The sequence below is a fragment of the Kitasatospora sp. NPDC024654 genome (assembly GCF_055559155.1).
The window spans coordinates 128,345-139,395 of record NZ_JBVHLF010000006.1; the positions used below are offsets into that span (position 1 = coordinate 128,345).

Genomic DNA, 11,051 nt, shown 5'->3' on the forward strand with positions numbered 1-11,051 from the left:
ACCAGACGCAGTACCGACGCAGTACATCCGACCCTCGGTCGGGCGCCGGTCCCACCCACGGGGCAGCCGGCACATACGAACGGCCGGTCCAACAGCACCGGCCGAGGATCGGCAGCGTTCCCTCGGGGGAAACCCCCGGGAACCGGCCGCACCCCCGGGGTGCGGACGGGCCCGGTGATTCCACCGGCGAGCGTAAGCCACGAAACTTGCGGCCCTCCACGGGCGGGCCGAGGATCGCAACCTAGGAGAGCAGGGAAGCCTGATGGCGGAGCTTACGATCCGGCCGGAGGAGATCCGGGACGCGCTGGCCGACTTCGTCCAGTCGTACCAGCCGGACGCCGCCTCGCGTGAAGAGGTCGGCACGGTCACTGACGCGGCGGACGGTATCGCCCATGTCGAGGGCCTGCCCTCGGTCATGGCCAACGAGCTGCTGAAGTTCGAGGACGGCACGCTCGGCCTCGCGCTGAACCTCGACACCCGCGAGATCGGTGTCGTCGTCCTCGGTGAGTTCGGCGGCGTCGAGGAGGGTCAGACGGTGCGTCGCACCGGCGAGGTCCTCTCCGTGCCGGTGGGTGACGGTTACCTCGGCCGCGTGGTGGACCCGCTGGGCAACCCGATCGACGGCCTGGGCGACATCGCCTCCACCGGCCGTCGCGCCCTGGAGCTGCAGGCCCCCGGCGTCATGGTCCGCAAGTCGGTCCACGAGCCGATGCAGACCGGCATCAAGGCCATCGACGCGATGACCCCGATCGGCCGCGGTCAGCGCCAGCTGATCATCGGCGACCGCCAGACCGGCAAGACCGCGGTGGCGATCGACACGATCATCAACCAGCGCGACAACTGGCGCTCCGGCGACCCGAAGAAGCAGGTCCGCTGCATCTACGTCGCCGTCGGCCAGAAGGGCTCGACCATCGCGTCCGTCCGTGGCGCCCTGGAGGAGGCCGGCGCGCTGGAGTACACCACCATCGTGGCCGCTCCCGCCTCCGACCCGGCCGGCTTCAAGTACCTCGCCCCGTACACCGGTTCGGCCATCGGCCAGGAGTGGATGTACGACGGCAAGCACGTCCTGATCGTCTTCGACGACCTGTCGAAGCAGGCCGAGGCCTACCGTTCCGTCTCCCTGCTGCTGCGCCGCCCGCCGGGCCGCGAGGCCTACCCGGGTGACGTTTTCTACCTGCACTCCCGCCTGCTGGAGCGCTGCGCCAAGCTCTCCGACGAGCTGGGTGCCGGCTCGATGACCGGTCTGCCGATCATCGAGACCAAGGCCAACGACGTCTCGGCGTACATCCCGACCAACGTCATCTCGATCACCGACGGCCAGTGCTTCCTGGAGTCCGACCTGTTCAACGCCGGCATCCGCCCGGCCGTGAACGTCGGCATCTCGGTCTCCCGCGTCGGTGGCTCGGCCCAGATCAAGGCCATGAAGTCGGTCGCCGGCCGGCTCCGCCTGGACCTGGCCCAGTACCGCGAGCTGGAGGCGTTCGCCGCCTTCGGTTCCGACCTGGACTCGGCCTCGAAGGCCCAGCTGGAGCGCGGCGCCCGCATGGTCGAGCTGCTGAAGCAGGGCCAGTACCAGCCGTTCCCGGTCGAGGAGCAGGTCGTCTCCATCTGGGCCGGCACCACCGGCAAGCTGGACGACGTCCCGGTCGCCGACATCCGTCGTTTCGAGCGCGAGTTCCTGGACCACCTGCGCATCGAGAAGAAGGACCTGCTGGCCGCGATCGTCGAGACCGCCAAGCTGGAGGACGGCACGATCGACGCGCTGACCGAGGCGATCGACGCCTTCAAGCTGGGCTTCACCACCGCCGACGGCAAGCTCCTCGGCGAGCAGGCCTGAGTCCGGTAACGAGGGAAAGGACGTAACGACCCATGGGAGCACAGCTTCGGGTCTACAAGCGCCGGATCCGCTCTGTCACCGCGACGAAGAAGATCACCAAGGCGATGGAGATGATCTCCGCGGCGCGCATCGTCAAGGCGCAGCGCGCGGTGGCCGCCTCCACTCCGTACGCCGACGAGCTGACCCGGGCGGTGACCGCGGTCGCCACCCGGTCGAACGCCAAGCACCCGCTGACCACGGAGAACCCGGCCGCCAAGCGCGCCGCGGTGCTGCTGGTCACCGCGGACCGCGGGCTGGCCGGTGGCTACTCCACCAACGCCATCAAGCAGGCGCAGGCGCTCACCGAGCGCCTGCGCGGCGAGGGCAAGGAGGTCGTCACCTACATCACCGGCCGTAAGGGTGTCCAGTACTACGGGTTCCGCAACCTCGAGGTCGCGGACTCGTGGACGGGCTTCTCGGACAAGCCGACCTACGCTGACGCCAAGACGGTGGGCAGCACGCTGATCGAGGCGTTCACCGCCGAGACCGGCGGGGTGGACGAGCTGTACCTGGTCTCGACCAAGTTCGTCTCGATGCTGACCCAGACCGCCGTGGACGCCCGGCTGCTGCCGCTCAAGCTGGACGAGGTCCAGCTGAGCGACGAGAAGCCGGCCAAGTCGGAGATCTTCCCGCTGTACGACTTCGAGCCGTCGGCGGAGGGCGTCCTGGACGCGCTGCTGCCGCGGTACGTCGAGAGCCGGATCTACAACGCGCTGCTGCAGGCGGCCGCCTCCGAGCACGCCGCCCGCCGGCGTGCGATGAAGAGCGCGACCGACAATGCCGGCGAGCTCATCAAGTCGCTGACGCGGCTTGCCAACTCGGCCCGTCAGGCCGAGATCACCCAGGAAATCAGCGAGATCGTCGGTGGCGCCAACGCGCTGGCCGACGCTAGCGCGGGGAGCGAATGAGAATGACCACCACTGTTGAGCCGACCACGGCGACGGGCCGCGTCGCGCGGGTCATCGGCCCGGTCGTCGACGTGGAGTTCCCCGTCGACGCGATTCCGGACATGTTCAACGCCCTGCACGTCGAGGTCGAGAACCCCGACGGCTCGGGCAAGAAGACCCTGACCCTGGAGGTCGCCCAGCACCTCGGCGACGGCCTGGTCCGCGGCATCTCGATGCAGCCGACCGACGGCCTGGTCCGCGGTGCGACCGTCGTCGACACCGGCGCGGCGATCTCCGTCCCGGTCGGTGACATCACCAAGGGCAAGGTGTTCAACGCGCTGGGCGACGTGCTCAACGTCGACCAGGCGGAGTTCAACGCCCAGGTGACCGAGCGCTGGCCGATCCACCGCAAGGCCCCGAACTTCTCCGAGCTCGAGTCCAAGACCGAGATGTTCGAGACCGGCATCAAGGTCATCGACCTGCTCACCCCGTACGTCCGCGGTGGGAAGATCGGCCTGTTCGGTGGCGCCGGTGTCGGCAAGACCGTCCTCATCCAGGAGATGATCTACCGCGTCGCCGCCAACTTCGGTGGTGTCTCGGTCTTCGCCGGCGTCGGGGAGCGTACCCGTGAGGGCAACGACCTGATCCAGGAGATGATCGACTCCAACGTCCTGGACAAGACCGCGCTGGTCTTCGGCCAGATGGACGAGCCGCCGGGCACCCGTCTGCGGGTCGCGCTGTCCGCGCTGACCATGGCGGAGTACTTCCGCGACGTGCAGAGCCAGGACGTGCTGCTCTTCATCGACAACATCTTCCGGTTCACCCAGGCCGGTTCCGAGGTGTCGACCCTGCTCGGCCGGATGCCCTCCGCGGTGGGTTACCAGCCGAACCTGGCCGACGAGATGGGCCTCCTGCAGGAGCGCATCACCTCGACCCGCGGTCACTCGATCACCTCGATGCAGGCGATCTACGTCCCCGCGGACGACCTGACCGACCCGGCCCCGGCCACCACCTTCGCCCACCTGGACGCGACCACCGTGCTGTCGCGCCCGATCTCGGAGAAGGGCATCTACCCGGCCGTCGACCCGCTGGACTCCACGTCCCGCATCCTGGACCCGCGCTACATCGCGCAGGATCACTACGACACGGCCATGCGGGTCAAGGGGATCCTGCAGAAGTACAAGGACCTCCAGGACATCATCGCGATCCTCGGTATCGACGAGCTCAGCGAGGAGGACAAGATCACCGTCCACCGCGCCCGTCGGATCGAGCGCTTCCTCTCGCAGAACACCTACGTGGCGAAGCAGTTCACCGGTGTCGAGGGTTCGACCGTGCCGCTGGCGGAGACCATCGAGGCCTTCAACCGCATCGCGGACGGCAAGTACGACTCCGTTCCGGAGCAGGCCTTCTTCATGTGCGGTGGCATCGAGGACCTCGAGAAGAACGCCGCCGAGCTGGCCAAGAAGTAAGCGCCGGTTCCGGTGCCCGGGCCGGCTGACGGCTGACCGACCATGAGGGGTGGTCCCCGAACCCTGGGGGCCACCCCTCGTGGCTCAGCGGCTGTGATTCCGGTCATCTCCGCGCTCCCCGTTTCATGACAGGGGCGCGGGCCCGTTATTCTTACCGAAACTCCCGAGTAATCGGGGGTTGCAAGAGCCTAGGAGCCCACGTTGGCTGAGCTGCACGTCGAGCTGGTCGCAGCCGACCGCAAGGTGTGGTCCGGTGCGGCCACCATCGTCGTCGCGCGCACCGCCTCCGGTGACACCGGCATCATGCCGGGCCACACGCCGGTGCTGAGCGTGCTGGAGTCCGGCCCGGTCACCATCCGCACGACCGATGGCGGCACCGTCATCGCGGCCGTGCACGGTGGCTTCATCTCGTTCTCCAACAACAAGCTGTCTCTGCTCGCGGAGATCGCCGAGCTGGCGGACGAGATCGATGTGAACCGCGCGGAGCGCGCGCTGGAGCTCGCGAAGAGCGAGGACGACGCGCACGCCGAGCGCCGCGCCGAGGTCCGCCTCGTCGCGGCAGGCCGCCGCAAGGCCGCCTGAGAGAGCTTTGCGGCCCGGTACCGGGCCGGCCGACGGTCCCGGGGACGCCTAGCGTGACCCCGGGACCGTTGTATCAGTTGGTAGGGACGATCCGGTTGTCCGACAGGATGACCGGCAACGGGGACAGCGGGGACGCGGGCGCGCGTCGGCGAGTCAGCGAGGAGGTCGGTGAGCATGGTCCTCGCCCTTGTGGTGTGCGCGGCGGTCGTGGCCGTGGGGGTGGTCGGCCTGGTGGCGTTCGCGGTACGCCGCCGGGTGATCCAGCGGGTCGGCGGCACGTTCGACTGCAGCTACCGGCTCAAAATGCCGGCCGACGCCTCGACCGAGCCCGACCTCGACGAGAACGGACAGCCCACCTCCGCCCCGGTCCCCGCGACCGACGGCAAGGGGTGGGTTTTTGGTATCGGGCGCTACAGCGGTGACCACATCGAGTGGTTCCGGGTCTTCTCGTACGCCCCGCGGCCGCGCAAGGTGCTGCCGCGTCGGGAGATCGAGGTGCTCGGCCGCCGCTACCCCGAGGGGCAGGAGGAGCTGGCTCTGCTCTCCGGCTCGGTGGTGCTGCGCTGCCTGCACAACGGCGCCCCGCTGGAGCTGGCGATGAGCGACGACGCGCTGACCGGCTTCCTGGCCTGGCTGGAGGCCGCCCCGCCCGGGCAGCGGGTCAACGTCGCGTAGCGACGAGACTCCGCGGGTTGGGGGTCCCCCCGCCCGGAGGGTGGGGGAGGGTCAACGTCGCGTAGCGACGAGACTCCGCGGGTTGGGGGTCCCCCCGCCCGGAGGGCAAGCTCTACATCCCGGAGGTCTTCGTCGGGCCGGAGGAGCTCGGTGAGATCCCGGATCCCGACGGCTGGGGTGCCGATGCCACCGGGGCCTCACTGGTCGCCGAGGTGGTCTCGCCGGGGTACGACGACCGCAAGCGTGACCGGGCGCGCAAGCGTCGCGCCTATGCGTCGGCCGGCGTCCCCGTCTACGTGATCATCGACGACCACGACGACGGCGGTCACGTCACCGTCCTCAGCGCCCCGGATCCCGCCCGGGCCATCTACCGGGCCGAGACCCGGGTCCCCCTACGGAGCGGAGGTCACCATCCCCGAGGGTCCCGCCAAGGGCCTTGTGATCGACGTCTCGATCACGGGTGAGCCCCGGGAGGCCTGAGTAGGCTTCGGGCATGGTCAATCTCACACGCATCTACACCCGTACCGGGGATGACGGCACGACCGCGCTCGGTGACATGAGCCGGACCAGCAAGACCGACCCGCGGCTGATCGCGTACGCCGACAGCAACGAGGCCAACGCCGCGCTGGGGGTGGCCATCGCGGCCGGGGGGCTGGCCGAGGACGTGGTCGCGGTACTGACGCGGATCCAGAACGACCTGTTCGACGTCGGCGCGGACCTGGCCACGCCGGTGACGGAGAACCCGAAGTACCCGCCGCTGCGGGTCGAGCAGAGCTACGTCGACCGGCTGGAGGCCGACTGCGACCGCTACCTGGCCGACCTGGAGAAGCTGCGCAGCTTCATCCTGCCGGGCGGCACCCCGGGGGCCGCCTACCTGCACCTGGCCTGCACGGTGGTGCGCCGGGCCGAGCGGTCCACCTGGGCGGCGATCGAGGTGCACGGGGACACCGTCAACCCGCTGACCGCGAGGTATCTCAACCGGCTCTCCGACCTGCTGTTCATCCTGGCCCGGGCGGCCAACAAGGAGCGCGGTGACGTGCTCTGGGTGCCGGGCGAGAACCGGTAGCCGGGAGGCACGGAGCTGACGGGCGCTCAGCGTCCTGTTCCGACACAGATCACACCCGGCGATCTCCCCACGGCCGGGGCCGGGGCACTACAGTCCGAGCGGTGAGCGGAGCGGCTCCTGGGAGACCCCCTGAGCCGTCCTCAGGATGCCAGACGCAGGTATCGGGAAGCCCGGGAGAGCAGCCATGAGCAAGGTACCCACTCAGTCCCAGCAGATCGCCGTCATCGGTGCCGGCCTCATGGGCGCGGGCATCGCCCAGGTGTCCGCCCAGGCCGGCCACCCGGTGGTCCTGCGGGACGTCACCGAGCAGGCACTGCAGCGCGGTCTGGACGGCATCAAGGCCTCGTACGAGAAGTTCGTGAGCAAGGGTCGGATGACGGCCGACCAGGCCACCGAGGCGCTGGCCCGGATCACCACCACCACCGACCTGGGCGCGGTCGCCGAGGCCGACCTGGTGATCGAGGCGGTCTTCGAGCAGCTGGAGGTCAAGGAGGGCGTCTTCCGCGAGCTGGACAAGCTCGCCAAGGACGGCGCCGTGCTGGGCAGCAACACCTCGGCCATCCCGATCACCCGGATCGCCGCGGTCACCGAGCGGCCGGAGGCCGTGGTCGGTGTGCACTTCTTCTCCCCGGTGCCGCTGATGCGCCTGGTCGAGCTGGTGCGCGGCTACAAGACCAGCGACGAGACGCTGGCCACCGCCCGGGCCTTCGCCGAGGGGGTGGGCAAGGAGGTGGTCGTGGTCAACCGCGACGTGGCCGGCTTCGTCACCACCCGGCTGATCACCGCCCTGGTGGTGGAGGCCGCCAAGCTGTACGAGACCGGGGTGGCCAGCGCCGAGGACATCGACACCGCCTGCCGGCTGGGCTTCGGCCACCCGATGGGCCCGCTGCAGACCGCCGACCTGACCGGCGTCGACATCCTGCTGCACGCCGCGCGGAACATCTACGACGAGACCCAGGACGAGAAGTTCGCCGCGCCGGAGATCATGGCCCGCATGGTTACCGCCGGCGACCTGGGTCGCAAGAGCGGTCGCGGCTTCTACGGCTACCAGGGCTGACCGGACCGCGCCACGGGGACCGGCCGGCCCGGGTGAGTTTGCTCACGACGCTGCCGCAGATGGGTGATTTGCGCGGTAATCGAGCGTGTGACCAGCAGACCACTGCGTATATTCCCTCGGACGAGTGAAGTCGCTTCAGATCCGGCGGGGATCAGCAACCCGGGCCGCTGGTCCGGCGTCAGATGGTGGGGGTGTCGTCCCCTGGGCCCGAAGGCCCTGACGGTTTCCGGTCCTGACGGCCTGCGGAGGAGGACAGCGTGCGCATCTTGGAGATCCGGACGGCCGGCGACCCGGCCGACGGCCACGCCGGCCTCGCGGTCGAGGGCCGGCTGGACGTCCGGACCGCCGCCGATGCCCGGGCTCGGCTGCACCAGGCGGTCGACTCCGGGGCCGGTGACCTGGTGCTGGACCTCTCCGGCCTGGAGTCCTGGGACGCCACCGGGCTGGGCGTGATCATGGGGACGCACCGGCGGGCCGGCCGGCTCGGCCGCCGGCTGGTCCTGCGGGACGTCCCGCCGCAGCTGCAGCGGCTGCTGGTGGCGACCCGGCTGCACCGGATCCTGGCGGTGGAGGGCACGGTCATCGAGCCGCTCGGCGCCACCCTGAGCGGGCCGCTGCCCGGCGTGCAGTCGGTGGCCGCTCCGTTGCCCTGAGTCACCGGATCGCCGGCCGGGGGGTCCGTGCTGCGCGGCACACCGCGAGTGTGGGAAAGTCTGCGCTCAGAGGGGACCGTCCGGCGCCGCGCGGGTGGCGGCAGAAGCGCCCGTTGGGGCTGCCGCGCCGCCCGCGATGACCGGCGGTCCGTCGGCCGCCGGTACGCGAACCGGGCGGCCGGTCGGTGAACCAGCCGGCGGCGCCCGGCCGTCCGGCACGGCAGGGGCGGAGAGCGCGACGTTGGGACAGCCATCCGGGGACTTCGGGCAGGAGAGCCTGCGCGTGCGGGCGGGTCAACTGGTCTCCGGACGGTACCTGGTGACCGTCGGCGGGCCGGACGGCTCGGACGTCCAGCTCTGCCCGCCCGAGCACTGGCCCGCGCCGCAGCGCCGGCAGCCGAACGCCCAGCGTCCCGGCGCGCGCCCCGGCAACCGGGCCGCCGTCGGCCCGCTGGCGCTCGGCGCCGACGCGGCCGACCTGCCGCTGCTGGACCGCGAGGCGGAGGTCGCCCAACTGCTCGGGATGCTCGCCGAGGGCCGCTCGATCCGCCTGGTCGGCGAGCAGGGCTCCGGGCGCAGCGCGCTGCTGGCCGCCGTCGCCGAAGGTGCGGGGGAGCTGGCGCCGGACGGCGTGGTCCAGCTCTGCGGGCACCGGCGGACCGCCGACGACCTGCTCCAGGACCTCTTCGCGGCGACCCACCGGGCGCCCGGCTTCCGCCCGGACCGCGACCAGCTGCGCACCCTGCTGGCGCCGGTGGGCGCGATCGTGCTGATCGACGAACTCGGGTCGGACGGCGCCGAGCTGGAGGAGTTGCTGGCCGCCGCGCCGGAGTGCGCCTTCCTGGTCTCGGTCGCGGCGGGCTCCGGCGGGGTGCTGCCCACCGGGTCGCGGCTGGAGGACTACCTGGTCGGCGGGCTCTCCCGGGCCGCCTGCCTGGCGCTCACCGCCCGGCTGGCCGGACGGGTGCTGGACGAGGCCGAGCGGTCCTGGGCGGTCGATCTCTGGTTCGAGTCGGAGGGCCTGCCACTGCGCTTCGTCCAGGCGGCGGCACTGCTGCGGCAGCGCGACCTGGCGGTGGACGCGCTGGTCGCGGCGGAGGAGGACCGGCGGGGCGTCTTCGGCGGGGCGGGAGAGGGCGAGGACGACGGAGACGGACCGGCCGACCCGGCGGTCCGGGAGGCTGAGCTGCGGGCCACCCTGCCGCTGCCCTCCGTGGCCGAGAGCGCCGCGCCGGCGATCCAGCTGGCCCAGGGGCTGGGCGAGCCCGCGCAGGCCGTCCTGCGGCTCGCGCTGGCCTTCGGCGGGGAGTGCCCGACCGCACCGCACCTGCCCGCGCTGATCGAGGTGGACCAGGGCGAGAGCGCGCTGCGCGAACTCGCCGACCGCGGCCTGGCCGAGCCGATCGGCGGGCACCACCGGCTCACCGTGGGCGCCACCGAACTGCTGACCGCCGGGTGGGCGGAGCGCGAGGCACCCGACGGCACGTCCGCGACGCCCGCCGCCGCGCCGGCCGGGGCGGCCCGGCACTTCTCCTGGTGGGTCGGCCACGGCTCGGTCAGCACCGAGCAGATAGCCGCCGAGGCGGAGGTCGTGATCGGCGCGCTGCACGCCGACCGGGCGGCCGGCCGGACCGGCGCGATGCTGCGCCTGGCCCGGTCGGCCGCTCCGGCGTTCGCGCTGGCACTGCGTTGGGGGGCCTGGCAGGAGGTCCTGGAGCTGGGGCTGGCGGTCGCCCGGGAGGACGGGCAGAGCCGCGACGAGGCCTGGTTCCAGCACGAGTTGGGCGTGCTGCGGGTGGTGCAGGGGCGGCGCGAGGAGGCGCGGGCCGCGCTGGAGGCGGCCACCGCGCTGCGCGGGGCGCTGGGCGAGGCGCGCGGGGTGGCCGCCACCCGGCGGCTGCTCAACCTGCTGGCGGACGAGGAGCGGCCGCCGGCGGCTCCGGAGGCCGGGCTGCCGGCGAGCCGACGGCCGGTCATCCGGGCGCTGGCGGAACGTTCCCTCCAGTCCGCGAAGGTGCCGGTGCGGGTGCTGCGCGGGTGGTCGCGGCAGCACCTGCTGGCGGCGGGGGCGGGGCTGCTGGCGATCGGCGTGCTCGGCACGGCGGTCGGGATAGCGGCGGTGGCGGGGACCGGTGGGTCCGGCGGGACCGGCGGGGGAGTCCGGAGCGTGCCGTCGGGCGGTGCCGGGACCTCGGGTGGGCTGACGCTCGGCGGGGACGCCGGGGCCACCGCGCCGAGCACGGCCTCCGCGACGCCCACCGACTCGGCGAGCGCCACGGCGACGGACGGCGCGGGCGGGGCGGGGCCGGTGACCGACCCCACGATGGCGGTCGGCGCGTCGGCGGGGGCCACGGCGGCCCCGACCCGGGTGCCGGGCGCAGGGCGGACGGGCAGCCCGTCGGCGACGCCGGGGGCGAGCGGCGGGGCGACGGGAGGGCCGGCGACGCCGTCGGCGCCGGGCCCGTCGACGCCGGCGCCGAGCACCTCGGCATCGAGCAACCCGCCTTCGCCGCCTCCGGCCTCGCCGCCGCCGCCGACGAAGCCGCCGACGCCCTCGCCGTCGCAGGTGTCGCCGTCGCTGTCGTCGTCGCCGTCGGCCGGTGGGTCGAGCGGACCGCCGCCGAAGCTGGAGTAGCGGGCGGCGCCGGGGTGACGTCCTCCGGCAGCGCGACGGCCCCGGGGGGGGGGGGGGGGGGCCGGGGGGGCTCGTTTCCCCCCAGCTCCTGCAAGTCTCCCGCTGCTTTTCTCGTCTTCTCGGAGTTCTCTCTCTTTCCACCCCCCCCACC

At 72.2% G+C, this 11,051-nt stretch carries 10 protein-coding genes; all 10 read left to right on the top strand.

The genetic code is table 11. The annotated features are described in order from the left end of the window. Positions 1–262 precede the first annotated feature (262 nt). The 10 genes from atpA to ACZ38L_RS05965 all read left to right on the top strand — a co-directional run bounded on the left by atpA (position 263) and on the right by ACZ38L_RS05965 (position 10,900). Entirely contained in the window at positions 263–1,837 is a 1,575-nt protein-coding gene (atpA, locus tag ACZ38L_RS05920; protein ID WP_465689615.1) for a F0F1 ATP synthase subunit alpha, read from the top strand. Between the two features lie 32 nt (positions 1,838–1,869). Further along, the gene (locus ACZ38L_RS05925; protein WP_465689617.1) at positions 1,870–2,784 is read left to right on the top strand and encodes a F0F1 ATP synthase subunit gamma; all 915 of its coding nucleotides are present in this window, start codon (positions 1,870–1,872) and stop codon (positions 2,782–2,784) included. A gap of 2 nt (positions 2,785–2,786) precedes the next feature. After that, a complete protein-coding gene (atpD, locus tag ACZ38L_RS05930; RefSeq protein ID WP_465689619.1) occupies positions 2,787–4,232 on the top strand; it encodes a F0F1 ATP synthase subunit beta in 1,446 nt (481 codons plus the stop codon). Between the two features lie 201 nt (positions 4,233–4,433). Beyond that, positions 4,434–4,814 carry a F0F1 ATP synthase subunit epsilon gene (locus ACZ38L_RS05935; RefSeq protein ID WP_396557569.1) on the top strand — a complete coding sequence of 127 codons (381 nt, stop codon included), beginning with the start codon at positions 4,434–4,436 and terminating at the stop codon, positions 4,812–4,814. A gap of 174 nt (positions 4,815–4,988) precedes the next feature. Next, on the top strand, positions 4,989–5,489 hold the full coding sequence (locus tag ACZ38L_RS05940; RefSeq protein ID WP_465689621.1) for a DUF2550 domain-containing protein: 501 nt from the start codon (positions 4,989–4,991) through the stop codon (positions 5,487–5,489). Positions 5,490–5,644: 155 nt separating this feature from the next. Continuing rightward, positions 5,645–5,953 carry a Uma2 family endonuclease gene (locus tag ACZ38L_RS05945; RefSeq protein ID WP_465689705.1) on the top strand — a complete coding sequence of 103 codons (309 nt, stop codon included), beginning with the start codon at positions 5,645–5,647 and terminating at the stop codon, positions 5,951–5,953. A gap of 29 nt (positions 5,954–5,982) precedes the next feature. Further along, positions 5,983–6,555 (top strand): cob(I)yrinic acid a,c-diamide adenosyltransferase, encoded by a 573-nt coding sequence (locus tag ACZ38L_RS05950; protein ID WP_396557566.1) that lies wholly within the window; start codon positions 5,983–5,985, stop codon positions 6,553–6,555. A 184-nt stretch (positions 6,556–6,739) separates the two neighbouring features. Further along, positions 6,740–7,612 carry a 3-hydroxyacyl-CoA dehydrogenase family protein gene (locus ACZ38L_RS05955; RefSeq protein WP_396557564.1) on the top strand — a complete coding sequence of 291 codons (873 nt, stop codon included), beginning with the start codon at positions 6,740–6,742 and terminating at the stop codon, positions 7,610–7,612. Between the two features lie 266 nt (positions 7,613–7,878). After that, positions 7,879–8,265: an STAS domain-containing protein gene (locus ACZ38L_RS05960; protein ID WP_465689707.1), complete on the top strand. Its 387-nt coding sequence runs from the start codon at positions 7,879–7,881 to the stop codon at positions 8,263–8,265. A gap of 241 nt (positions 8,266–8,506) precedes the next feature. Continuing rightward, the gene (locus ACZ38L_RS05965) at positions 8,507–10,900 is read left to right on the top strand and encodes an ATP-binding protein (protein WP_465689624.1); all 2,394 of its coding nucleotides are present in this window, start codon (positions 8,507–8,509) and stop codon (positions 10,898–10,900) included. Positions 10,901–11,051: the final 151 nt, after the last annotated feature.

Excerpts from the sequence above, each read along its gene's own strand:
- ACZ38L_RS05955 (WP_396557564.1), top strand. The coding sequence starts at position 6,740 with ATGAGCAAGGTACCCACTCAGTCCCAGCAGATCGCCGTCATCGGTGCC.
- atpA (WP_465689615.1), top strand. The coding sequence starts at position 263 with ATGGCGGAGCTTACGATCCGGCCGGAGGAGATCCGGGACGCGCTGGCC.
- ACZ38L_RS05950 (WP_396557566.1), top strand. The coding sequence starts at position 5,983 with ATGGTCAATCTCACACGCATCTACACCCGTACCGGGGATGACGGCACG.
- ACZ38L_RS05925 (WP_465689617.1), top strand. The coding sequence starts at position 1,870 with ATGGGAGCACAGCTTCGGGTCTACAAGCGCCGGATCCGCTCTGTCACC.
- ACZ38L_RS05940 (WP_465689621.1), top strand. The coding sequence starts at position 4,989 with ATGGTCCTCGCCCTTGTGGTGTGCGCGGCGGTCGTGGCCGTGGGGGTG.
- atpD (WP_465689619.1), top strand. The coding sequence starts at position 2,787 with ATGACCACCACTGTTGAGCCGACCACGGCGACGGGCCGCGTCGCGCGG.